The sequence below is a fragment of the Advenella kashmirensis W13003 genome (assembly GCF_000506985.1).
Classification (GTDB): Bacteria; Pseudomonadota; Gammaproteobacteria; order Burkholderiales; family Burkholderiaceae_B; genus Advenella; species Advenella kashmirensis_A.
Genome location: NZ_KI650979.1, coordinates 1743298 through 1766367, shown reverse-complemented (window position 1 = coordinate 1766367; position 23070 = coordinate 1743298). Strand labels below are relative to the sequence as shown.

Annotated in this window: 22 protein-coding genes; 14 read left to right on the top strand and 8 right to left on the bottom strand. The window is 56.8% G+C overall.

Annotated features, from left to right (window positions below; translation table 11 throughout):
- Position 1: 1 nt before the first annotated feature.
- On the bottom strand, positions 2-805 hold the full coding sequence (locus W822_RS32100) for a transporter substrate-binding domain-containing protein (RefSeq protein WP_024004702.1): 804 nt from the start codon (positions 803-805) through the stop codon (positions 2-4).
- A gap of 258 nt (positions 806-1063) precedes the next feature.
- Here W822_RS32100 and W822_RS32095 point away from each other — a divergent pair, with 258 nt between their 5' ends.
- The 4 genes from W822_RS32095 (at position 1064) to W822_RS32080 (ending at position 5400) form a co-directional block, all read left to right on the top strand.
- Positions 1064-1666: a GNAT family N-acetyltransferase gene (locus W822_RS32095; protein WP_024004701.1), complete on the top strand. Its 603-nt coding sequence runs from the start codon at positions 1064-1066 to the stop codon at positions 1664-1666.
- Positions 1667-1740: 74 nt separating this feature from the next.
- Entirely contained in the window at positions 1741-2652 is a 912-nt protein-coding gene (locus tag W822_RS32090; protein ID WP_024004700.1) for a LysO family transporter, read from the top strand.
- A 307-nt stretch (positions 2653-2959) separates the two neighbouring features.
- Positions 2960-3694 (top strand): glutathione peroxidase, encoded by a 735-nt coding sequence (locus W822_RS32085; RefSeq protein ID WP_024004699.1) that lies wholly within the window; start codon positions 2960-2962, stop codon positions 3692-3694.
- A gap of 257 nt (positions 3695-3951) precedes the next feature.
- On the top strand, positions 3952-5400 hold the full coding sequence (locus W822_RS32080; protein ID WP_024004698.1) for a dihydrolipoyl dehydrogenase: 1449 nt from the start codon (positions 3952-3954) through the stop codon (positions 5398-5400).
- Positions 5401-5409: 9 nt separating this feature from the next.
- Here W822_RS32080 and W822_RS32075 read toward each other — a convergent pair whose 3' ends face one another.
- The 3 genes from W822_RS32075 to W822_RS32065 all read right to left on the bottom strand — a co-directional run bounded on the left by W822_RS32075 (position 5410) and on the right by W822_RS32065 (position 9305).
- Positions 5410-6435 (bottom strand): ABC transporter ATP-binding protein, encoded by a 1026-nt coding sequence (locus W822_RS32075; protein WP_024004697.1) that lies wholly within the window; start codon positions 6433-6435, stop codon positions 5410-5412.
- Positions 6423-8132 (bottom strand): ABC transporter permease, encoded by a 1710-nt coding sequence (locus W822_RS32070; RefSeq protein ID WP_031242450.1) that lies wholly within the window; start codon positions 8130-8132, stop codon positions 6423-6425. Before W822_RS32070 ends, W822_RS32075 begins: the two co-directional genes overlap by 13 nt.
- A 201-nt stretch (positions 8133-8333) precedes the next feature.
- Positions 8334-9305 carry an ABC transporter substrate-binding protein gene (locus W822_RS32065; protein ID WP_024004695.1) on the bottom strand — a complete coding sequence of 324 codons (972 nt, stop codon included), beginning with the start codon at positions 9303-9305 and terminating at the stop codon, positions 8334-8336.
- 247 nt (positions 9306-9552) lie between these two features.
- On the opposite strand from W822_RS32065, the gene W822_RS32060 reads away from it, so the two are divergent.
- The 6 genes from W822_RS32060 (at position 9553) to W822_RS32035 (ending at position 15587) form a co-directional block, all read left to right on the top strand.
- Positions 9553-10872, top strand: a complete 1320-nt coding sequence (locus W822_RS32060; protein ID WP_024004694.1) for a sulfite oxidase — start codon at positions 9553-9555, stop codon at positions 10870-10872.
- Between the two features lie 78 nt (positions 10873-10950).
- Positions 10951-11886, top strand: coding sequence for an EamA family transporter (locus tag W822_RS32055; RefSeq protein WP_024004693.1), 936 nt, complete (start codon positions 10951-10953; stop codon positions 11884-11886).
- A gap of 217 nt (positions 11887-12103) precedes the next feature.
- Positions 12104-12352 (top strand): GlsB/YeaQ/YmgE family stress response membrane protein, encoded by a 249-nt coding sequence (locus W822_RS32050; RefSeq protein ID WP_024004692.1) that lies wholly within the window; start codon positions 12104-12106, stop codon positions 12350-12352.
- A gap of 141 nt (positions 12353-12493) precedes the next feature.
- On the top strand, positions 12494-12793 hold the full coding sequence (locus W822_RS32045) for a YkvA family protein (protein ID WP_051401721.1): 300 nt from the start codon (positions 12494-12496) through the stop codon (positions 12791-12793).
- Between the two features lie 20 nt (positions 12794-12813).
- Positions 12814-14199, top strand: a complete 1386-nt coding sequence (locus tag W822_RS32040) for a DUF2868 domain-containing protein (RefSeq protein ID WP_024004690.1) — start codon at positions 12814-12816, stop codon at positions 14197-14199.
- Positions 14196-15587, top strand: a complete 1392-nt coding sequence (locus tag W822_RS32035) for a DUF3482 domain-containing protein (RefSeq protein ID WP_024004689.1) — start codon at positions 14196-14198, stop codon at positions 15585-15587. The genes W822_RS32040 and W822_RS32035 overlap by 4 nt, the downstream gene beginning before the upstream one ends.
- A 27-nt stretch (positions 15588-15614) precedes the next feature.
- Here W822_RS32035 and W822_RS32030 read toward each other — a convergent pair whose 3' ends face one another.
- Genes W822_RS32030 through W822_RS32020 form a run of 3 tightly spaced genes read right to left on the bottom strand, consistent with a single transcriptional unit; the run spans position 15615 to position 17726 of the window.
- Complete coding sequence (locus W822_RS32030) at positions 15615-16112, bottom strand: TPM domain-containing protein (protein WP_024004688.1); 498 nt, start codon at positions 16110-16112, stop codon at positions 15615-15617.
- Positions 16102-17028, bottom strand: a complete 927-nt coding sequence (locus tag W822_RS32025; RefSeq protein WP_031242446.1) for a TPM domain-containing protein — start codon at positions 17026-17028, stop codon at positions 16102-16104. The genes W822_RS32030 and W822_RS32025 overlap by 11 nt, the downstream gene beginning before the upstream one ends.
- Before the next feature lie 41 nt (positions 17029-17069).
- Entirely contained in the window at positions 17070-17726 is a 657-nt protein-coding gene (locus tag W822_RS32020; RefSeq protein WP_024004686.1) for a LemA family protein, read from the bottom strand.
- Positions 17727-17958: 232 nt separating this feature from the next.
- Here W822_RS32020 and W822_RS32015 point away from each other — a divergent pair, with 232 nt between their 5' ends.
- The 4 genes from W822_RS32015 to W822_RS32000 all read left to right on the top strand — a co-directional run bounded on the left by W822_RS32015 (position 17959) and on the right by W822_RS32000 (position 21488).
- Positions 17959-18330 (top strand): MbcA/ParS/Xre antitoxin family protein, encoded by a 372-nt coding sequence (locus W822_RS32015; RefSeq protein WP_024004685.1) that lies wholly within the window; start codon positions 17959-17961, stop codon positions 18328-18330.
- Complete coding sequence (locus W822_RS32010; RefSeq protein WP_024004684.1) at positions 18330-19073, top strand: RES family NAD+ phosphorylase; 744 nt, start codon at positions 18330-18332, stop codon at positions 19071-19073. Before W822_RS32015 ends, W822_RS32010 begins: the two co-directional genes overlap by 1 nt.
- A gap of 109 nt (positions 19074-19182) precedes the next feature.
- Positions 19183-20337 (top strand): Na+/H+ antiporter NhaA, encoded by a 1155-nt coding sequence (gene nhaA, locus W822_RS32005; protein WP_024004683.1) that lies wholly within the window; start codon positions 19183-19185, stop codon positions 20335-20337.
- Positions 20338-20495: 158 nt separating this feature from the next.
- Positions 20496-21488 carry a Bug family tripartite tricarboxylate transporter substrate binding protein gene (locus W822_RS32000; RefSeq protein WP_024004682.1) on the top strand — a complete coding sequence of 331 codons (993 nt, stop codon included), beginning with the start codon at positions 20496-20498 and terminating at the stop codon, positions 21486-21488.
- A gap of 53 nt (positions 21489-21541) precedes the next feature.
- Here W822_RS32000 and W822_RS31995 read toward each other — a convergent pair whose 3' ends face one another.
- Positions 21542-22966 (bottom strand): amidase, encoded by a 1425-nt coding sequence (locus W822_RS31995; protein WP_024004681.1) that lies wholly within the window; start codon positions 22964-22966, stop codon positions 21542-21544.
- Positions 22967-23070: the final 104 nt, after the last annotated feature.

Sequence of the window (23070 nt, the reverse complement as noted above, 5' to 3'; positions counted from 1 at the left end):
TTTATTGCTTCACGTTTTTAAGATCGATTTCACCCGGCTTGAAATACTTTTCTGCGATTTTTGTTACCGTGCCGTCCTGTTGCAGCTGGGCCAGCGCCGAGTCGACAGCCTGCTTCAGTTTATCGTCGGATTTACGCAAGCCAATGGCAATTTCGCCGGTCAGCGCTTCATCATCGGTAATGGCATCACCCAGGAAAGCAAAATTGCTGCCCTCGGGCTTGCTCAGAAAACCGCTCTGGCCGTTAGGCTTTTCAATAATGGCAGCATCCAGGCGACCCGCAGTCAGGTCGGCAAACGTTTGATTCTGGTCCTGATAGGACACGATCTGTACGCCCTTGCTACCCCATTTCTGCTTGGCATAGGTTTCCTGCGTACTTCCCTGCAAGGCGCCGACCCGTTTGCCCTTGAGCGCTTCGGCTGTCGGCAGCAGGCCGCTGTCCTTGCGTGCCATCAGTTGAGTGGGAATGCCGTAGATCGGCTGGCTGAAAGCCAATACTTTCTTACGCTGCGGCGTAATCTGCATGCTGGAATGGATTAACTGAATTTTGCGGGCGGCCAGCGCCGGAATCAGACTGTCGAAGGACTGTTCGACCCAGACGCATTTGGTCTGCAGCTTCTTGCAGATTTCGGTCATGACATCCGCGTCAAAACCCACAATTTCGCCCTGGGCATTTTTGTACTCAAAGGGCGCATACCCCGGTTCAATGCCAATTTTGAGTTCTTTCCAGTCGCTGGCAGACGCAGTTGCGCCCAACCCGGCAGACACACTCAGCGTCACGGCGAGCAGCCAATTTTTCATGTTCATGGTACTTTTACTTCCTGAAATTTCGTCAAACATCGGAAACGCACCGGCGCGAGCCGCCGACCGGCGGCAGAACGTGCCCGGGTTTCCTTAACCCGAGATAGTACTAATTTGTAAAGTTCCTGACCACTAGGGATCACCTGTAGTAAGACTTTTACCAATCGGACTTTCCCAGGGAACCCACCAGACCGAATATGGACGACATACCAATATTCTTTATAATGGCTGTTTTTGACCTTCGGTCCTTGCGGGATTCACCCTATGATTACACCTTTTCCCAAACCCCTTGCGCCCATTCAGCTGGAAGGCCATGGCATCGTGCTGCAACCCATGCGCCTTGCCCATGCAGAAGGTCTGCGCAACGCGGCGGCAGACGGCGAACTCTGGAATCTGACGTTTACCTCGGTTCCCGAGCCGGGTCAGGAAACCGCCTATATCGAAGCCGCCCTGAAGGGGCAGAAAGACGGCCATATGCTGCCGTTCGTGGTGCTCGACGCCAAATCCCGCAAGATCATAGGCACGACACGATATCACGATATCGTTCCGGATATTGCCCGACTGGAAATTGGTTACACTTGGTACGCGCAATCCTGGCAGCGTACGCATGTCAATACGGTGTGCAAATATCTCATGCTGTATTACGCCTTCGAGTCACTTGCCGCCAATGTCGTGGGCTGGCGCACCGACAACCTGAACCAGCGTTCGCAAAAAGCCATTGAACGGCTGGGCGCGAAAAAAGACGGCGTCTTGCGGGGCCATGCCCTGCGGCGCGACGGCACGGTGCGCGACACCCATATGTACAGTGTCACGCGGGACGAATGGCCTCAGATCAAGCAGCAACTCAAGGAAAAACTGGCCAGATAAGGTCCTGCGCCTCGCCCGCCGGCGGCCTGCCGCAGACCTGTTTTTGTCTCACATCCCTGTCCATTGCTGTTTTCATGACCTCCTTATTACTGTCCCTGCTTCCGATTGCCGCATGGCTGCTTGCGGGCTATCTTATCGGCCTGTTGCTTTCGCCGCGTACGGTGAACGTGCTGTCCCGCGCCATTACGCCGTTTGTCTGGATTATGCTGTTTGCCATCGGCTACCGTTTCGGACTGCAACTATCGGTTATGCAACAGGTGCTGCTTATCCTGAAAACCGCCGCGCTCTACTCGCTGGGAATCACCCTGTTCTGCTCCGTGGTGCTCATGGCCCTGTTCCGCGCCGGACGCAAGACGCAGGTCGCCCAGAGCGACCTGGGTATTGTGCACGTTATCCGGGAATGCGGCATCGCCCTGGCCTTCCTGCTCGTCGGTCTTGGTCTGGCCGTATTGATGACCCGCTGGACGCTTTCATTGCCAATCCCGGGAACCGAGTTTTTTCTCTACGTATTGTTATTCCTGATCGGCGCGGATCTGGCCCATACACCGTTGCAGCGCAGTGCGATTCGACCCGCCATGTTTACGTTGCCCGTTGTGGTCATGATTGCCTCGCTGCTCGGTGGTGCGTTTATTGCCTGGGCAACCGGCGCCGATATCCGGCACGGCCTGTTGCTGGCCAGCGGGTTTGGCTGGTTCTCGCTCTCGGGGGTACTGGTCACCGCCAGACTGGGCGAATTCTACGGCGCAACCGCCCTGCTCACCGACCTTTTCCGGGAATTGCTGTCTATTGTGGTTCTGTTCTTCGCCGGCGCACGCTATCCGATGTCCGGCATTGGCGCCGCAGGCGCCACTGCCATGGACACAACTCTGCCCATCGTTCGTAAAACGACAGGTAGCTCCTTTCTGGTCACGGCTGTGTTTTCAGGGGTTGTGCTAAGCTTGGTGGCCCCTTTTCTGCTGAGCTACATCCTTTCCTTATTTGATTGAATATGCTATAATTGTTGTTAAATTACATTTAATATATATTAAATTTAGTTTAATTTCATCTAATTGTCATTAATTCCATTTTTTAAAATAAATTTGACACCGTGCGTCACCGACGACCGCAAGAGATATAGTATCGACGTTGTTTTTTATTTTAACTATCAATAATATAAAAATAATAAATTTTACTAATTAAAATCCATTGCGTACAATGGATACATCTGATGAACAAAGGCGATGTGACCAGTCAGATTTGGACAATCGCTGATGTCATTGACTGTTTTGTTTCACTAACATAAGGAACCCATCTATGTTGCAGAATAAAGAAGGCCAACGCGTCCCATCCGTTACATTTCCTGTCCGCTCAGGCGACGCATGGGAAAAAGTAACCACTGATGATCTTTTCAAAGGCAAGACGGTTGTCGTCTTTTCACTGCCTGGCGCATTCACGCCAACCTGCTCCTCTACCCACCTGCCACGTTACAACGAACTGGCCAAAGCGTTCAAGGAACGCGGGGTTGACGAGATTGTCTGCGTTTCCGTAAACGATACCTTCGTCATGAATGAATGGAAATCCCAACAGGAAGCCGACAATATCACTGTTATTCCTGACGGCAACTGCGAATTTACCGAAGGCATGGGCATGCTGGTCGACAAAAACGACCTGGGCTTTGGCAAACGTTCATGGCGTTACTCCATGCTCGTCAAAGACGGCGTGGTCGAAAAAATGTTTATCGAACCTGAAAAAGAAGGCGATCCGTTTGAAGTGTCTGATGCCGACACCATGATCCGCTATATCGATAAAGACTATCAGGACAAGCCTTCCATCGTCATGTTCAGCAAGCCTGGTTGCGGCTACTGCGCCAAAGCCAAAGCACTGCTGACGGAAAAAGACCTGCCATACGAAGAAGTCGTTCTGGGCAAGGATGCCAGCACCGTGGCCATCCGCGCGATTACCGGTAAAACCAGCACACCGCAAATTTTCATCGGTGGCCAGTATATTGGTGGCAGCGACGAGCTGGCAGCACACTTCGCTGGTAAGTAATCCGCGCAACGTCATCGCGGCAGCGATCGGACAGCCCGGCTTTCAGCGGTAAACTGTCCAGATCGCGGCACCTGCCGGATCCGTTCCGGCAAGCAGGCCAGAAGCGTGCACAGTCGCGCTCACTGCATTGCAATGACCCCCGCCGAATCGACGGCAGCAGGCTCACGCTCGTGATGCCGCTGCTTTTTTTTTCGCCCGCACGCCGGTAGAATCAGAACTGCTTGCGCGTCAGAAACCTCCAACATCAGGAATCGAATATGAAGTCAATCAACGCCGATGTCGTCATTCTTGGCGGTGGCACCGCTGGCATGAGCGCCTTTCGCGCCGCCCGCAAGGCCACTGAAAATGTCTATCTGGTAGAAGATCACATGTTTGGCACCACGTGCGCCCGCGTCGGATGTATGCCTTCGAAGCTGCTGATCGCGGCCGCCGATGCCGCCCATCATGTGCGTGAAGCCGACCAGTTCGGCATCCATCCGGACGGCGCCCTGCGCATCGAAGGCCACGAAGTCATGAAACGCGTCCGCGAAGAGCGCGACCGCTTTGTCGGATTTGTGCTGGAAGACGTCGAAGCCTTTCCGGCGGATCGACGTATCCTGGGCCGGGCGCGCTTCAGGAACGAACACGTTATTGTTGTAGACGAGCATACCGAGATTACCGCCCAGCGCATCGTGATCGCCACCGGCTCGCGTCCCTTCGTGGTACCAGCCTGGCAATCCCTGGGGGATCGCCTGATCATCAACGACAATGTCTTCGACTGGGAAACATTGCCGGCCAGCGTCGCCGTATTCGGCGCCGGTGTGATCGGATTGGAAATCGGACAGGCACTGCACCGCCTGGGCGTTGAGGTTCACATTTTCGGGAAGGACAATGCATTGGGCGGTATTACTGACCCGGTCATCCTGGAAAAGGCACTGGAAATTTTCAACAGTGAAATGAAGCTGCATCTGGATGCCGATACCAGTGTCAGTCTGCTTGAAAGCGGTAAAGGTGTCAAAGTCGACTATACCGAAGACGGCAAAAGCGGCTCGGTGACAGTAGATTATCTGCTTGCCGCCACGGGTCGCAAACCAAACGTCGATAATCTTGGCCTGGATACGTTTGACATTGAGCTGGATGAACGCGGCGTTCCCAAGGCGGATCGCTACACCATGCAAACCAGTGCGGAACACATTTTTATTGCCGGAGACGCCTCCAATCAATTGCCGTTGCTGCACGAAGCTTCTGACCAGGGCATGATTGCAGGCACCAACGCCGGCCACTTTCCTGCGATTTCAGAAGGTCTGCGCCGCTCGCAACTGAGTGTTGTCTTCAGTGATCCACAGATCGCCAGCATCGGCATGCGCTTTAAGGAAATCAGCAATACCTATGACAATTGTGGTTGCTATGCGGTGGGTGAAGTATCCTTCCGCAATCAGGGTCGCAGTCGCGTCATGGGCATTAACAAGGGGCATCTGCGCATCTATGCCGAACATGGCAGCGGCCGCCTGCTGGGTGCAGAAATGGTCGGTCCGGCAGCCGAACACCTGGCGCATCTGCTGGCATGGGCCCATCAGCAGAAGATGACCATTGCGCAAATGCTGGACATGCCGTTTTATCATCCGGTGATTGAAGAAGGCGTACGTACTGCACTGCGCGACCTGAGCGCGCAATTGCGCCTGGCCGAAGATCTGGCAGGAGAATGCGCGGAGTGTCCGGGACAATAAGGACCGGCGCTACAAATCCAGTCCCCAGGCATGGGCGATCTGCACCTGTACGATCTGTCCATGGTCCAGCAAACGGCTGTGGTAAAACGTCAGTGGCTGACCATCGGCCAGGTCGGCGATATACTGGTACCGCTCTCCCTGATAGACCCGATGGCGCACCGTGACCCGGGCGCCCTCGGCCACGACAGTAACGTCCTCGGGACGTACCAGCATCGCGCCCCGGTGCATGGCACCGGCGTTGGACAGAAGGTTGCCAATGTCATCGGCGCGCAGATGCTTGCCATGCACATGACTGGGTACGTCCAGCACCGATCCCTTGCCGATAAACGTGGCCACCCAGCGCGAAGCCGGACGCCGATACAGATTTTCCGGCGTATCCCATTGCTCAAGTCTGCCATGATTCATGACCGCAATCCGGTCCGCCATGGCCATGGCTTCAGCCTGATCGTGCGTCACATAAATGAACGTGGCGCCAGTGCGGTCATGAAATTGCCTGAAGGTCGCTTCCATTGACGCGCGCAGATGCACGTCCAGATTCGCCAGAGGTTCGTCCAGCAGAACGACCTCCGGATGGGACACCAGACAGCGGGCCAGCGCCGCGCGCTGACGCTGCCCTCCGCTCAGGGCCTGAGGATAACGATCTGCCAGATGCCCCAGATTGACCGTTTCCAGTGCCGCAAATACCTGATCACGATAAGCCTGACCCCTGACGCCTTTGAGCGACAAGGTATAACCTGCATTGTCCAGCACCGTTTTATGTGGCCACAATGCGTACGACTGAAAAACCATACTCATATTGCGCCGCTCCGGCTCGGTATGATGCTCGGGGGAAGCGAGCAAGATGTCGTTCAACAGAATGCGACCAGTGTCCAGTTGCTCGAAACCGGCGATCATTCTTAACGTCGTTGTCTTGCCGCAGCCGCTGGGCCCAAGCAGGGCCACAAATTGCCCTTTCTCGATAGCCAGGCTGATCTCGTCCACAACGGCATGGTCGCCATAATGCTTGCTGATATTGTCCAGGGTCAGTTGCGCCATGGAATCACTCCTTGCGGAAGACGCTTGCCCAGCGCGCTCAGGCAAAGCATCAGAACCAGCACCATCAGTACGATCAGCACCGCGACAGCCGAGGCCAGAACGGTCTCGCCTCCGTCATCCAGATTGAAAACCAGCACACCCAGCGTCTCATTTCCCGCGCTCCATAGGAGCGCCGATACGGTCAGCTCATTGATCGCAATCAGAAAAACCAGCAACATACCGGCAAATGCCGCAGGGGCCAGCAGTGGAAATACGATATCACGCAACCGTCGCAACGGCCCGGCGCCACACAGTTGCGCCGCTTCTTCCAGCGCAGGGTCCAGTTGCAGCATGCTGCTTTGTATCGGCTTGAGACACACTGTCATAAAGCGGGACAGATAGGCAAACAGAATCAAGCCCAGCGAGCCGTACAACGTGACGTGGATAAGCGGCAAGGGGCGGGCAAACAGCAGAATGCACGCCACAGCCAATACCACGCCGGGAATGGCGTACGGGACGTCGATGATGCCCTGCAGTACCGTATTGACGCGTGACGGAAAACGCACGAACAGATAACCCATCGGCAGACAGAGACAGGCCAGGATCAGCGCAGCGCTCGCAGCCAGAAGCGTACTGTTGGAAAATGCCCGAAACGTCACGCTCTGATGGAAGATAATCTGTTCATAGGCATTCAGGCTGGCGGTCTCCAGCGTTAGGGGAACCCCCATGGCCGCGACCAGCGAACTGGACACTAATGCAATCAACGGTACCACCACAATGACAAGCACCAGCAGAAGCAAGGCCAGCTCGGCCTTCCAGCGTGCCGGGCCCAGCGAGAATGCCAGCGGTCGCCCGGGCATGCCGGTCAGCGGCATGTTTGCGGAGAACCGCTGCTGGGCAATCACGCCGACCAGCGCTACCACGCCGATCATGACAGACAGGCTGGATACATCAGCCAGCATATCCGGTCCGAAATCGGCCATTTTCTGATAAATAAGGGTCGGTAGGACATAGTAAGAGACTGGAATCCCCAGCATGGCAGGGATGCCGAAATTGCCCAATGCCGAGACAAATGCAATGGCCGCACCGGCCAGCAGACCATTGCGACAGAGCGGCAAAATCATGTCGCGCACCACATCGCGTTGGGAAGCGCCAGCCAGGCGAGCCGCTTCGATCAGCTCCTTGGGCAGGGCCATCAGACTGCTGCGCAAGGCCAGATAGACCAGCGGCGCATGCTGAATGCCCATCAGCAGCGAAATGCCCCACCATGATCGCAGATGCTGCGGGCTGCCCAGCGCAGGTGCCAGGTCAAGCATCTGCAGCAAGGCACTGCCCGGGCCGCTTAGTTGCAGCCAGCTTAAGGCAGTGACCTGTGGCGGAATCATCATCGGCAACATGATCATAAAGACCCAGAAACCTTTGGCGCGGATATCCGTCAACGTGACCAGCAATGCCAAAATCGTGCCCAGCAGAACCGAAAGCAGGGTCGCCAGACCCGAGGTCAACAGGCTGTTGCCGGTCGCCCGCCAGGTTGACGGATTGCTCAGCATGGACCACATCGCGCCCTGATCGCCCGCGGGCAAGTCCATCAGCGCCAACAGGAGCAGACGAGCCGGCGGAAGCACGGCCAGCACCAGCACCAGGCACAACAGCACTGGTGTGATGGCTGATGCCGGAGTCCTGCCGAAGGAGTGCAGAAAAGAAGAGGATGTTGCCATAATAAAATTCAGAGCGTCAGCCTGATGACGGCCACTCATCTGAATGTTTGTCGCGTGGTTATTGCGTGATCATAAATAGAGCCCGCCGGGATAAATAGCCCGGGATACGGGCGCCTGCCGGAAAGCGGAAAAACCGACAGGTCTGATATCGCATGCCGGGTCTGGATTGGCAACCCTTTGCCGAACCAGACCGGAATGCGATCAGCCGCCAAATATCTGGCTGAATTTTTCCTTGTCGGCATTGGCGTTCTGCAACGCTTTGGCCGCATCAAACGGCAACAGCTTAATTTGATCACGTTCCGGGAAACCGGCGGGGGTTTTCATCCCATTGCGCCCAGGAATATAGCCCTGCTTCAGAACCAGTTCCTGGCCCTGCTGAGAAAGCACAAAATCGACGAATTTTTTTGCCGCGGCAGGGTTTTTGGCCGATTTCATAATCGCCACCGGTTCGGTCACAAGACTGACCCCTTCTTTGGGGAAGACAAATTCTATTGGTGCACCCTTGGCCTTTTCACGAATGGCCATATAGTCGACCAGAATACCGTAAGGCTTGCCGCCGGAAGCGATATCGGTCAGCACCCCGCCGTTACCCTTTTGCGATGCGACGGCGCCCGCTTTCAGCGCCTCATAGTATTTCCATCCGAACTCCGGATTGGTGGTCAGGGCCGACAGATGAATCATGGCGGCACCGGAGTACAGCGGACTGGGCATGGAGACCTGGTTTTTATATTCAGGCCGCACCAGATCGTGCCACGATGCGGGTTTTTGCGCCGCACGGGTATTGTATGCAATGCCCGAGGTGATCAGCTTCGTGCCATGATAATAGCCATCCTTGTCATACAGGGCCGGATCATACTGATCTCGTTCTGCGGATGGAGAGGCTAAAAGAAGATTTTCTTTTTTTAATTGTTCCAGCGTCACACTGTCGGCAATCAGCAACACATCGGGCTTGGCGACACCCGCGTTCAACTCGGCGCGCAACTTGGTCATTAGCTTGGTGGTGCCATCCCGGACCCATTGCACTTTGGTGTCCGGATTGGCTTTCTGGAATGCATCAACGGTCATTTGCGCGTCAGTTGCCGGCTGGCTGGTATACAGAACCAGCGTATCGGCAGCCGCCGCACCCGAAAATGCCAGCAGCGCGGCTGCAATGGAATGGATTGCGACCTTCATTCGAACCTCATATATGTGTCGGGAACAATTGGACGATGTTAAAAACTTTATATTTCATGATTGTGACATACTCGCCTGGCCTGTGCGAAAACCAAAGGACATAAAGGCCGTTACCTGGCTTGCGACCCAAATGCGGATCACCGGCCATGCGTTTTCAGTTTACAGGCTGCACATTAATCCATAAGATGGAGCCTGTTTTCCTGCGCGACGATCACTCCGCCCACTGTCAGATTCAACAGGCCCAGTCATGCAACGCCCCCCTCCCGCCAGCCCGCAACGGCGCATTCGTTTGATCCAGGCCCTCGGCTTTGCATTGGGCGTCGCATCAGGGAAATTGCATGCGAACACTGATCCCGCAAGCGCCTCGGGGTCTGGCGACACGGCAGCGTCCTCATCTCCTTCTACACCCCCCGCTTCTACGCCAGCGACCGCGTCACCTGCGACGCAGCAACCGCCACCCCCTCCGGTCGCTCCCCAGCCGCTGCCCGCCGAGCTGTCCTGGAAGCAGGCTGACTGTCTGATTGTGCATAACCCGCACGCCATTGAAACACGCCGGGAGGTGCTGGGTAGACAGGTCATCACGCCGACACGCTGCCTGTTTGTTCGCGACAATGCCCTGCCTCCGGCCGAACGCCTGCTGGCGCAGGGTCCGGAATGGGCGGTCTCGTTTTCCGGCGTGGGTCAACCCGATGCGTATACCCTGGCCGAACTGCAGGCCATGCCGACCCGAACCGTCGCTGCCGTATTGCAGTGCGCGGAGAATGGGCGCGGGCTGCAGGCGCAACCGGCCGTGGGCACCCCGTGGCAGACAGGCGGCGCAGGCTGCGTGATCTGGACGGGGGTCCCCCTGGCCACCGTCGTACATGAACTGGGCGGTGTGAACGCGGATAGTCGCTTTCTGACCGCCATGGGCGCCGACAGCCTGCCCGACGGCATTCCGTCGGACTTCACCCGGGTGGAACGTTCTGTTCCGCTCTCGGCACTGACGCATGCGCTATTGGCCTGGCAGCTCAACGGCGAACCGCTTGCCGTGGCCCATGGCGGACCGCTGCGTCTGGTGCTCCCTGGTTACGCCAGCATCAATTACATCAAATACGTCAAGCGCATCGCCTTTACCCGGGACGAATCCAGCGCCCATATCCAGACTGCTGACTTTCGCGTCCCCTTGCGCCCGGGCGCGACGGATTTGACGATTCCCGCCTGGCGTCTGCCCGTCAAGTCCTGGATCACCTCGCCCACAGGGTCGGATATCCAGATCAAAGCCGGATCGGTCCGGGTGCAAGGCGTTGCCATGGGCGGCTCGTCCGCCGTGACCCGGATCGAAGTCAGCGCAGATGGTGGCCGGCACTGGCAGGCGGCAGCCTTGACCGGCGCCGATTTCGGTCCGTTTGCCTGGCGTCTGTTCGAGATCACGTTGACATTACCTGCCGGTCACGTCGAACTGGCTTGCCGCGCGACCAATGCAGCGGGGCAGCAGCAGCCCGAGCTCACGACCGATAACACCGGGTATTTTGTCAACGGCTGGCGCGAGCATCGGATCGCTCTGACCATCACTTCTGCCGGTTAAGTCGCGCAAGGCGCTTGCAGGGCATGGTCACGCTGGCGCATAATCAATGCTTTCGTCTTTCACTGTTCATGGGATCCCATGCCGTTGCGCCATTGGCTCGCTGCCTTGCTTGTTGTTCTGTTATGGGGACTCAATTTTGTCGTCATCAAGTTTGGCGTTGATGCCTTTCCCCCGTTATTGCTGGGCGCTCTGCGTTTTGCCCTCGTAGCCTTCCCCGCCATTCTGTTTATCCCGCGGCCGGTCATCCCACTCAAATTGCTGCTGTTATTCGGCCTGACGCTGTGCTTTGGACAATTTGCGTTTCTGTTCAGTGCCATTGCGCTGGGCATGCCGGCGGGCCTGGCGTCGCTGGTTTTGCAATCGCAAGCCTTCTTTTCTGTTCTGATCGCGGCACTGCTGTTAAATGAAAAGGTTCGGGTGCACAGTATCATCGCCATGATTGTCGCAGCACTGGGACTGGGCATTATTGAAATGGGGGCCGATATAGCGCAACCTGTTCCCCTGTTTGCTTTCATGCTGACTCTGTGCGCAGCTTTCAGCTGGGGTTGTGGCAATATTGTCATTAAAAAGGCCGGCCCGGCCGTCAACATGTTCAGCCTGCTCACCTGGGGTGCCGTGTTCCCGGCGTTCCTGTTTCTCTTGGCTTCCTGGCTGATCGAAGGACCGCAGTTGATCATGCACAGTGTCAGCAATCTGTCCTGGATGGGGGTGGGGTCGGTTATGTACCTGGCCTATGCGGCCTCCTTTATTGGGTATTATTTGTGGGGCAGACTGCTTGCGCAACATCCGGTCAGCCTGGTTACGCCCATGTCCTTGCTGATTCCCGTCATCGGGCTGCTCTCGGCCGAGCTGGTATTGCATGAAACGCTGTCCACGGTGCAATGGCTGGGCAGTGCGGTCGTGGTGATCGGACTGGGCATCAATATTTTCGGCGGCAAGCTGCTGCGATTCCTGCGCGTCACACCACCGAATACGCACCGCCGTATCAATCAAGCAACAGATCGACGCAGATAAACCACATCCTGACAATAATTGATTAAAAATGTCCGCCGATTCACAGAGCAAACCACTGTGCCCGGTATGCTTGAAAAACGGACTGCCGCAACACCTGTGCTGCGCGTTCCTTTTAATATATGGAAACATTTTGCATTTGTACGATAAAATGCCTTCCTATATGATCGGAAATGCTACAGCTGTCGGTCCATCCCTTCATTTTCAGGAGCACAAGAATATGTCAATTATCGTTACGATCGTGATTGGTTTTATTGTCGGCTTGATTGCCCGTGCGATTATGCCCGGCAGCCAGTCCATGGGTTTCATTCTCACCACTATCCTGGGTATTGTCGGTTCTATCGTGGCCACTTATCTGGGCCAGGCAATGGGATGGTATGCGCAAGGTGATGCTGCCGGCTGGATTGCCTCTGTGATCGGCGCCATTATCGTTCTTTTCATCTATGGCCTGATCGCCAAGCGCTCCTGATCGCGACATGTTATAAAGAATGCGTGCTCACCGAGCACGCATTTTTGTTTTATACGTCTTGTTTTCACTGCTTACGGGGGGCTCATGGCTCGCTACCATACGATTGACGCTAACACACTGGATACTGAGAAACCACCCGGTATGATCAGGAAAATCGCCCGTGTCGCCAAACGTGCGGGGCGCACCGTAGTCCAGAAAGCCCTGTTGCTGTTTTTTGCCGTGCGCAATCCGGCGACGCCTGCCTGGGCCCGCCGTGTGATTTATGGTGCATTGGCCTATCTGGTGCTGCCTCTGGACGCCATTCCCGACTTTATTCCTGCCGTTGGCTTTACCGATGACCTCAGTGTGATCGTGGCGGCCCTGGCGGCAGTGGCCTACTATATCACCCCCGACGTGAAGCAGCAGGCCGATGTAGCAGCCAATCGCTGGTTTAAACAATAGTCCTCGTCCTTGCACGCGCAATGGCCCGTCGTCAATTTTCATTCAAAGATTTCTGGCTGACTGAAGCCATTCGCCTGCGCGAAGACCACTGGGGGCCGCTGGACGACTCTGCTTTTATCCGGGAACTGCGCAGCGGCAATGATCTGCCGGAAGAAAAGATTGTCCGCCGGGCGCGCCTGATCGCCGAACGCGAAAATACCCGCCAACTGATCGACAAGTGGACCCATGGTGCACGACTGGCATTGCTTATTCTTGCCGTGCTTGCAGTCTTGGGCGGCGTTGGCACCGCCGCCAGCGTGCTGGGCGCCACCGACAGGCATATTAATGTGCTACTGGCTATTGTCGCCCTGCTGGGCGTACACAGCCTGACATTCCTGTTCTGGATTCTGTCGTTTTTTCTGTCTGCCAAGACATTCAGCTGGCTCGGCGAACTCTGGCTCTGGCTCAGTCGCAAAATCGCCCGTGGCCCCGAAGCTGCGCTGGCGCCGCAGTCCTTTGTGTCCCTGCTCTCTCAGAACAGCGCGCTCAAATGGACGCTGTCCTGCGTCAGCCACGGATTCTGGGTCCTGTTTTTTCTGGCCGCGCTGCTGTCCATGCTGGGACTGCTGGCGGCGCAGCGCTATACCTTCGGATGGGAAACCACCATTCTGTCGCCCGACGTCTTTGTGTCACTGACCCGAACGCTTGGCGTCCTGCCCGGCCTTCTGGGCTTTCCCATGCCCGATGCCGATATGGTTCGCCATAGCACGGCGGGCGCCACCCTCTCCGAAAATACCTATGCCATTTGGTCAGCCTGGTTATTGGGCGTGGTCTTTGTTTACGGCCTGCTGGTGCGTGCACTCAGCCTGATCCTGTGCCTGTGGCAATTGCGCGGCGCACTGCGGGGCCTGGCGCTGGATATCAACCTGCCGTCCTATAGCCGTCTGGTCACGCGACTGGTGCCGACCAGCGAAGGACTGGGCATTGACGCGCCGGCCGGGGACGACATCACAGCGCAGCGCCAGGACAATGCCACCCTTCCCTTTTCTTCCGATCCGGTTTATGTCGGCATCGAATTACCGCCCGGACCCGCCTGGCCTGTTTTTTCCGCCGCGCCGGATACGCAGGACGGTGGCATCCTGGAAACCCGCGAGCAGCGGCATGCCCTGCTGGACAAGCTGCACGCACATTCGGTTAAGGGCCTTCTGCTGGTGGTCGACGCCGCGCAAACGCCGGATCGCGGCACACTGCATCTGATTTCCGAACTCGCGTCGCTTGCCCGAGCCACGCATATTCTATTGTGGCAACACCCGGACCGCGGTTCCCGCCGGGCAACCTGGCAGACCCAGCTGGCCCAGGCCGGTTTTCTGCCAGACACCGTGCATAGCGATATCGATACGCTGCCGGACTGGATCGCGACGCCATGACTGCCGATACGACCGCCCTGCGCCTGGCCGTCGTTGGCCACACCAATACCGGCAAGACATCACTTCTACGAACACTGACGCACGATGCGGGCTTCGGCCAGATATCCGACGCCCCCGGCACGACCCGCCATGTAGAGGGCGCCCGGCTGCTGCTTAACGGCGTGGCCGCGGTGGAACTGTACGACACGCCGGGCCTCGAAGATGGCATTGGTCTGCTGGACTATATGGACCAGTTGCACGCACAAACGGGGAGCCGTCATGACGGGCCGGAAAGCATTGCCCGATTTCTGGATTCGCCGGAAAGCAAACGGCGTTTTGAACAGGAAGCCCGGGTACTGAGAAAACTCATGGCCTGTGATGCGGGCCTGTATGTCATTGATGTTCGCGATCCGGTGCTGGCCAAACACAAAGATGAGCTTGCCATCCTGGCGCGCTGTGGCAAACCGCTGGTGCCGGTGCTCAACTTCATCAACGATGACGACGCACGCAAGCAGGACTGGAAAGCCACGCTGGCCCGCCTGGGACTGCATGTGGTCATTGAGTTCGATACCGTGGCGCCGGCCATCGATGGTGAAGCCCAGCTTTACCAGAAGCTGGCGCTGGTACTTGATACCCATGCGAACACTTTGCAAGCCCTGTCCGACGACGTGGGCGTGCAGCGGGATCGCCGGCGCACTGCTGCTTTTGCACTGGTGGCCGATATGTTGATTGACGTCGCCGCGTTGCGCCTGAGCAGTCAGACCGATACCGAGAGCGTCAAACGCACAACACAGTTGCTGCAGGATAAAGTCCGGCAACGTGAGCAGACGGGCATCAAGGCCTTGCTTGAACACTACCGTTTCCGCTCCGGCGATTACCCCGGTCAACCGCTTCCGCTGCAGGGTGGGCGCTGGAATATGGATCTGTTCAATCCACAGGCATTACTGGATACGGGCATACAGGTCGGCAAAGGCTTTGCCGCGGGCGCCATGGCCGGCGCGGCGGTTGATGTGTTTACCGCCGGGCTGAGCCTGGGCACTGCAGCGCTGATCGGCGGTGTACTGGGCAGTGTCTGGCAGGGAACGGACAAACTGGGCAAGCGATTGTATGGCCGTTTGCAGGGTTACCATGAAATCACCGTAGAGGACGGGATTCTGCGCCTGCTGGCCATTCGCGCTCATCAGTTGATACGCGCGCTGGAGTTACGCGGCCATGCCGACATGGCGCCTGTCAAAGTATCGTCCGAGGCGGTTAAAGAGGAACTCAGGGATCAGCCCTTGCCGGAGCCCTTGCGAGATGCACGCAGTTATCCCGAATGGTCCAGGCTGGGCGGTAAATTTTCGCCGGGTTCCCGGCGCGATGCGGCGGTAAGCGAACTGGGCAAAATACTGGCCAACGCGGGAAGTTGACCCCCGTTTTTTTGACCGCCGTTTCTATTACAGCAGGACCGGGGCATCCGGCAGATGATTCTGCCCGTCATCAGGCCCGGCACCGGATCCGCAGGTATTCTGCAGCATCTCTTCGATGGTCTCAATGGCCTGCAGCAGCCCCTGTTCATATTCTCTGGCCGCAAAACGCGACTGCAAAAGGGAACATATTTCCTCCCACTTTGCCGCTTCAACCTGAATGCCGCGATCGGCGATGATCTCGAATTTGTGTTTATTCAGGGAAATGTACAGCAGCAGACCCGTACGCAGGGGCGTGTCCCATACTTTCAGACGACCAAAGACTTCCAGCGCACGGGTCGCAGTGTCCCGGCTGTGTCCGGGCGTATCGTGTTCGATCGCCAGCACCAGCTCACCGGCATGTCGCTGTTCGCTGCTGTGTATTTTCTGAGTGAGCCGCTCCAGCATGGCTTTGGAAAACACACGGCGTGACAGCCACCAGCCATCCAGACCGTCCAGCCCAATCCATTCCCACTTATTACCAGCCACCTGAAGCTCCTCCGCCGCCACTGCTGCCGCCACCGCCGCCGCCAAAACCACCCCCGAAACCGCCACCGAAACCGCCGCCCCCTCGACCACCACGGCCGGCGCCGAAACCGCCGCCAAGCCCGCCCAGACCGCCGCCCAGAATGGCGCCATTGCGTCTTGCGCCGCGGATCGCACCGCGCGGCACGATCTTGCGGGCAACCCCGCCAATCACCAGCGCGGCAATCGCTGCAAGGCCTGCCCACAGAATATTGCCAGTGATCACAAACAGCATGACACCCGCCGCCACGGCACTAATGATGGGCGGAAAAAAGGCAATCAGAAAAAAACCGAACATCAGCATGGGGCCGAGTTCACCAAACAGGCCTTCATCAAATTCGTCGCCGTTGGCCTGCGCTTTTTTTTCGGGCGCCGGCAGCGCTTCATTCTCGATCAGCGACACCAGGGCCGTAACGCCGGCATTCACGCCACCGGCATAGTCGTTTTCCTTGAAATGGGGCGCGACGTAATCGTTGATAATGCGCGACGCCAATGCATCAGGCACAGCGCCTTCCAGACCATAGCCGACTTCCAGCCGCATACGCCTGTCGTTTTTGGCGATCAGAAACAAAATGCCGTCGTCCACTTTGGCACGCCCCACCTTCCACGCGTCAAACACACGGCGCGAATAACTCTCGACTGTGTCAGGCTGCACAGTCGGCACCATCAGCACAAAGACCTGAGCGCCTTTCTTTTCTTCCAGCGCCTGCAGCTTGGATTCCAGTGCCGCTTTCTGTCCCTGATCCAGCGTGCCGGTCGTATCGGTCACGCGGGCAGTCAGTTGTGGAACCGCGACCTCCTGCTGCGCCATGACCGGAGCAAAACTTGTCACGGCGACAAGCAGAATCAGAATACGAAACAGCGCTTGCAAACGACACATGGCAATCTGTCCTGGAGTGTGAAAAACGGCAGACAGCAACATTACTGGGCGGGTGCAGGCTGGGCTGGTGCGGCATTACCTGCCGGCGCACGATTGGTCGACGCACCCGTGTCGAATTTGACTTCAGGATTGCGCATGATCTCATCCTGATTATCAGTGCCGAAGTTCGGTTTGACCTGATAACCCATGACCTTGGCTGTGATCAGAGTGGGGAACTGGCGGATCAGTGTGTTATAGGCCTGCACGTCCTTGATGTAGCGGCCACGCGCAGTGGCAATCCGGTTCTCGGTGCCTTCAAGCTGCGCGTTCAGATCACGAAACAATGCATCAGCCTTCAGTTGCGGATAATTTTCGGACACGGCAATCAGACGGGACAGGGCAGAACCCAGCTGATTTTGTGCAGCCTGGTACTGTTGCAGTTGTTCCTGCGTGGGGATCGTATCGGCAGAAATCTGCACGCTACCCACTTTGGAACGGGCTTCGGTCACTTGCGTGAGCACTTCGCGCTCATTGACCATATAGGCGTTCACACTGGCCACAATCTTGGGAACCAGATCGGCACGACGCTGATACTGATTCAGCGTTTCAGACCAGGCCGCCTTGACCTGCTCGTCGAGCGTCTGGATCTGGTTATAACCGCAACCGGACAAAAACACGGCCAGCATCAAGGCACTCATCAATCCGAAAAATCGTTTCATATTCGTAGCAACCCATAGAGAGTGAATCGGAAAAACAATGTCGTAATCATAGCCGCTTTTTGGGCAAACTGAGGTGAATGCATTCACAGAGAAGTCGTTGCAGCGTGTAAATTTTGCAAAAAGACGGCTCGTCAGCGTTCGGCCTATTTGTTTAATATGCACATTTTTATAAAATTTGTGCATAATGCACATTTGCGCTATACTTGGATCACACATTTGAACCGGAGGCCTTATGACCGCCCTGCTGCAACCCAAACCTGTACCCGCAACCGTACTGGCAAAAGCGGTGCTGCGTGCTGCCGACCAGCTGGGCCTGAAACAGGCCGAACTGGCTGCCGCCCTGGGCATGCATCGCACGGCTGTCAGTCGACTCAAAACCACAGCCTCGCTGGACCCAAGCAGCAAACAGGGAGAGTTGGCCTTGCTGCTGCTACGGCTTGCCCGGGCCCTGTTCGCCCTCACCGGTGGCGACCAGGACTGGATCCGCCATTTCATGCGCACGCCCAATAAAATCACAGGCGGCATTCCAGCCGCCCAGATCGAAACCATTCAGGGCATGACCACGGTTCTGCAGTTTGTTGACGCCATTCGCGGCAAAGTGTAATGATCTGGCAGGCATGCAACGGTCCCGAGCATATCCGTTCCATTGAAGGACAGCTCTATCGCCTGGTGGAAAGCCAGGAACAGATTGCCACGCTGGGCTATGTGGACACGCTGGACGAACAGGCCCTGCTTGAACAAATGCTTGATCAGGCCAAGCCGGTTTCCCAGGCCGACTGCGCCTCGCTGCACTATCTGCTGAGCACCCCCTTTCGCTACCCGCCGCTCAAATGGGGCTCCCGTTTCGGGCGCATTCACGAACGCAGCCTGTTCTACGGCGGCAAAACCGTCGGTGCCGCGCTGGCCGAAAGTGCCTTCTATCGCTTTGTATTCTGGCACTCAATGAACACGCCGGCCAAGGACAGAATACGCAGCGAACATACGCTGTTTTCAGTGCGCTATCAAACGCCCAGGGGCATACAGTTACAAGCGCCGCCGTTCAGCCAATACCAGGAAGAACTGACCGACCCGGTTCATTACCTGGCAGCGCAGCTGGTCGGCACCGCGATGCGCGCAGCACAGGTCGACGCCTTTGAATATTGTTCGGCACGCGATCCTGAGCGTGGACTGTGCGTGGGCCTGTTTTCCCCGGACGCCTTTCGGCAGAAAAAGCCGCATGAGACCAGTCAGTGGTTCTGTGAACTGGCGGCCGATCGGGTATCGTTTACACAATTGCGTTCAGGCAAAATTATTAGCTACAGCCTGGCCGTTTTCCTGGTTGATGGCACGCTTCCCATGCCCGCCTGAGCTCGCATGCTGCTGCTCCAGGTATAACGAGATTTTCGCATTCCAAAAAAGCTTACAAACAACTGAAAATATGGTAGTCTTGCTGGCTTAGTTCGTAAAAAAGTTTGTCATGAAACGCTATATCCCCTCCAAAGTCGTTCATTTTTTCAATAGCGAGCCGGCCTCGGGCATTATCCTGATGATCGCCGCCCTCATTGGTATCTGGGCCGCCAATTCCGGCATGGCCACTGTCTATTTTTCTACGCTGTCCAGTTATGTCGCGGGCATGTCGGTCCTGCACTGGGTCAACGACGGGCTGATGGCCGTCTTCTTTCTGTATGTCGGTCTGGAGGTCAAACGCGAGCTGCTCACGGGCGAGTTGTCTACACGCCAGAAACGGTTGCTTCCCTGCATGGCGGCGGTAGCGGGCGTTATTGTGCCTGCTCTCATTTATATTGCCTTTAACTACCAGGATGCCCAGCAGGCGCGCGGCTGGGCTGTCCCTGCCGCGACCGATATCGCCTTTGCACTGGGTGTGCTGGCGCTGCTGGGTTCACGGGTTCCTCTTTCGCTGAAAGTGTTCCTGACTGCCCTGGCCGTGATTGATGATCTGATCGCAATCGTCATCATTGCCCTGTTTTACACGGCAGACATACAAAGCCTGTATCTGGGACTGGCCGCCCTCACCCTTGCCGCGCTCATCGTGCTGAATCGCTGTAACGTCATGCGTGGGCTGCCCTATGCGGTACTGGGCGCATTCATGTGGTGGTATGTGTTTCAATCCGGCATTCACGCGACGCTGGCGGGGGTCGCGCTGGCGCTGACCCTGCCGCTGACAAACAAACGCAACGGCACCGAGACAGGCCCGCTGCTCGCATGGGAGCACGGCCTGTCCCCGTGGGTCGCCTTTCTGATTGTGCCGGTGTTCGGCTTTGCCAATGCTGGCGTATCGTTCGACGGATTCTCCTGGCAACAGCTGAGCCATCCTGTTGTCATTGGCATTGCGGCCGGCCTGTTCGCCGGCAAGCAACTGGGTATTTTCGGGCTGGTCTGGCTGGCCGTGAAACTGGGCATTGCCCGCAAGCCCGAACAGGCCAACTGGCTGCAGATCTATGGTGTGAGCGTGCTTTGTGGTATTGGGTTTACCATGAGCCTGTTCATCGGCGCGTTGGCCTTTACTGATCCGGCAGTGCAGGATCTGGCAAAAATCGGCGTATTCGCCGGCTCGCTGGCGGCTGCGGTTGTGGGGTTTGTCGTTCTGTTTTTATCCTCGCGAAAAGGGTAGCCAGGGGGCGCACACTCATCACTGCAGTCGACACAGGACATGGCTGGTACGCATCACCAAATCCGCCCATTCGCCAGCCACAGTGTGGCGCCACTATATGATTTCCCGTACTATCACTATGACGCACGCCGTTTCATCATTTTCACGGAGATCATTACATGCCACCGGCCTTCCAAATACGCCGTCACTTTTTTCTAATACTTGCCTGTTGTATCGTGAGCATGCCGGTGCACGCCAAAAGCAACGCCGCGTTACCCGACCCGATGACCATTGTGGTGGGCTACGCACCGGGCGGTGCCGCCGATACCACAGCACGCGTATTTGCGGAACAGCTGCGCAAGGCCGGCGCAGGTACGGTCATTGTTGAAAACAGGCCTGGCGCATCAGGACGTATCGGTATGAAGCATGTGTTGACCGCGAAACCTGACGGTGCCACCGTCTACCTGACACCCTCACCTTTACTGACCATTTTTCCTCTGACTTATAAAGATCCCGGATATGATCTGGAAAAAGATGTACGTCCGGTTGCCACGCTGGTCAATATTCCAACCGCTATCGTCACCGGCGCATCCCAGCCCTATGACGATATGAAAGGATTTGTGGAGTGGTCGCACAAACACTCAACCCAAGGCACCAGCCTGGGCGTTGCGACACTGGGCAGCTCGGGACACTTGGGCATTCTGGCGCTCAATGATAACCAGCACACGAAAATCGAACCCGTCGCCTACCGGGGTGCCTCGCCCATGCTAGTGGACGTCGCCAGTGGGGTCGTTCCGATCGGCTGGGACGCTGTTGCCAGCATGATGCCGTTATACGATGCCGGGAAAATCAAATTCCTGGGGGTAAGCGGAACCGAAAAACTCGAGGCACTGCCCAAGGTGGAAACACTTGCGGCACAGGGATTCCCCGAATTCAAGGCAGCCACAAGCTTTTACGCGATTGTGGCTCCCGCCCGCACACCCGACGAAACGGTCAAAAATCTGGAAGCCGCTTTCATAGCAGCCTCGGGCGCAACTGACCTAAAAGAGCAACTGGCCACACGCGGGCTGCTTGTCGCTCCGGCCACCGCAGAGGAAACGTCAAAACGAATCCACGAGGAACTCGAAACCTGGCGTCCGGTTGTCAAACGAACCGGTATTCGCATGGAGTAAGGTCTGGCTTGGCTAGCGGGCCCGGCTGACATGAGGCAGGCCGCACCGGCCTGTTATATGACGTCGGGCGGCTGACCAGGGATGCCCATCGCCTGTTCAAAGATGGCCGCATCACGTAACAGCTGCTCATCACTACCCCAGCGCGTCACAAATTGAATCCCGACAGGCAATCCGTCCCGCGCCAGACCGGACGGCAACGTGATTGCCGGATGTCCGGTCATATTGAATACCATGGTCCATGGGTACCAGTGAGTGCGAATACCATCGTAGTATCGACCGTCCATTTCAAAAGGGTCGAACAAGTCTGTGTCCAGTGGCAGCGCCGTTCGTGTCAGGGTCGGCGTCACCAGCAGGTCGGCAGAATCGAAAAGCGCCTGCAAGCGCTTGAACAGGTTCGTGCGGGCAAACATCGCTTCCTGGTAGTCTATGGCGGAAAAATCACCCGCCGATAAGACCTGTCGTCGAAACGTTTCGCTGAACGTATCACCATGCTTTTCTACCAGAGGCAGAAAGCGTGCGCGCCAGACGGTATGATTGATTGTTCTCCAAATAGGCTCGACAATAAAATCGCGCGCATCAAAGGGTTCCAGCGTCGCCCCGAGGCCCTCAAGCACCCGCAATGCAGCGTCAAAATTTTCCTTCACATCATTCGAGACCGTCCGGCCCTCGGGTGCATAGCAGTAACGAATACGTTTGCCACAAAAGTCGCCTCGATAACAGGCGGCTTTTTCATAGTCGACCGATTGCCTTCTTATCGACCATGGGTCCAGATCATAATCGCCTGTCATGACATCGAGCATTAAACCGGTATCAGCTACGGTGCGCGTGGTGGGCGTAACATACGTCTGGTTGCCAAACAGATCCTGAGCCTGGCTGTGAGGCACCACGCCGTTGCTTTGCTTGATGCCTACCACGCCATTGCAGGCAGCTGGAATTCGGGTGGAGCCTCCTCCATCAGTCGCAATAGCCAGAGGCGTCACACCGGCTGCCGTGGCAACGGCGGCACCTCCGCTGGACCCGCCGCTGGTGCGCTGTGCATTCCATGCATTGCGGGTCTGCCCGAACAGCGGGGAGCGGGTAAAGGGCTGGGAACCAAATTCCGGTGTCGTCGTCTTGCCCAGCAGAATGGCGCCCGCGGCATTCAATCGGGCAACGGCCGGCGCATCCTCGGTGGGGATATTGGCCTGATGCAGCACTGTGCCAAACGTAGTGCGGATGTCAGCGGTATTCACCAGATCTTTTACGGTATAAGGTATGCCATGCAAACGCCCTAATGGCTTGCCATCCATGACAGCCTGTTCTGCTTCGCGCGCCTTTTGCATGGCCTGGTCGCCACATAACGTGATGAAGCAGTTCAGCACGGGCTGCAGCGCTTCTGCCCTCGCCAGGCTAGCTTGCATCAGTTCCACCGGCGACACTTTACGGGTGCGGATGAGAACCATCAGTTCAGTCGCGGACAGGGAGTGAAAATTTGTCATTGCAATTGCCATAAATAGCTAAAACCAGGATTATTGTACGGGGTCTCGCGGTTAACGGACGCTCAAACGCAGCACGAGGCACCAAGCCGACGATAATTGCATGG

Coding starts and splice junctions, on each gene's coding strand:
- W822_RS32100 (WP_024004702.1), bottom strand. CDS start 805: ATGAACATGAAAAATTGGCTGCTCGCCGTGACGCTGAGTGTGTCTGCC.
- W822_RS32095 (WP_024004701.1), top strand. CDS start 1,064: ATGATTACACCTTTTCCCAAACCCCTTGCGCCCATTCAGCTGGAAGGC.
- W822_RS32090 (WP_024004700.1), top strand. CDS start 1,741: ATGACCTCCTTATTACTGTCCCTGCTTCCGATTGCCGCATGGCTGCTT.
- W822_RS32085 (WP_024004699.1), top strand. CDS start 2,960: ATGTTGCAGAATAAAGAAGGCCAACGCGTCCCATCCGTTACATTTCCT.
- W822_RS32080 (WP_024004698.1), top strand. CDS start 3,952: ATGAAGTCAATCAACGCCGATGTCGTCATTCTTGGCGGTGGCACCGCT.
- W822_RS32075 (WP_024004697.1), bottom strand. CDS start 6,435: ATGGCGCAACTGACCCTGGACAATATCAGCAAGCATTATGGCGACCAT.
- W822_RS32070 (WP_031242450.1), bottom strand. CDS start 8,132: ATGGCAACATCCTCTTCTTTTCTGCACTCCTTCGGCAGGACTCCGGCA.
- W822_RS32065 (WP_024004695.1), bottom strand. CDS start 9,305: ATGAAGGTCGCAATCCATTCCATTGCAGCCGCGCTGCTGGCATTTTCG.
- W822_RS32060 (WP_024004694.1), top strand. CDS start 9,553: ATGCAACGCCCCCCTCCCGCCAGCCCGCAACGGCGCATTCGTTTGATC.
- W822_RS32055 (WP_024004693.1), top strand. CDS start 10,951: ATGCCGTTGCGCCATTGGCTCGCTGCCTTGCTTGTTGTTCTGTTATGG.
- W822_RS32050 (WP_024004692.1), top strand. CDS start 12,104: ATGTCAATTATCGTTACGATCGTGATTGGTTTTATTGTCGGCTTGATT.
- W822_RS32045 (WP_051401721.1), top strand. CDS start 12,494: ATGATCAGGAAAATCGCCCGTGTCGCCAAACGTGCGGGGCGCACCGTA.
- W822_RS32040 (WP_024004690.1), top strand. CDS start 12,814: ATGGCCCGTCGTCAATTTTCATTCAAAGATTTCTGGCTGACTGAAGCC.
- W822_RS32035 (WP_024004689.1), top strand. CDS start 14,196: ATGACTGCCGATACGACCGCCCTGCGCCTGGCCGTCGTTGGCCACACC.
- W822_RS32025 (WP_031242446.1), bottom strand. CDS start 17,028: ATGTGTCGTTTGCAAGCGCTGTTTCGTATTCTGATTCTGCTTGTCGCC.
- W822_RS32020 (WP_024004686.1), bottom strand. CDS start 17,726: ATGAAACGATTTTTCGGATTGATGAGTGCCTTGATGCTGGCCGTGTTT.
- W822_RS32015 (WP_024004685.1), top strand. CDS start 17,959: ATGACCGCCCTGCTGCAACCCAAACCTGTACCCGCAACCGTACTGGCA.
- W822_RS32010 (WP_024004684.1), top strand. CDS start 18,330: ATGATCTGGCAGGCATGCAACGGTCCCGAGCATATCCGTTCCATTGAA.
- nhaA (WP_024004683.1), top strand. CDS start 19,183: ATGAAACGCTATATCCCCTCCAAAGTCGTTCATTTTTTCAATAGCGAG.
- W822_RS32000 (WP_024004682.1), top strand. CDS start 20,496: ATGCCACCGGCCTTCCAAATACGCCGTCACTTTTTTCTAATACTTGCC.
- W822_RS31995 (WP_024004681.1), bottom strand. CDS start 22,966: ATGACAAATTTTCACTCCCTGTCCGCGACTGAACTGATGGTTCTCATC.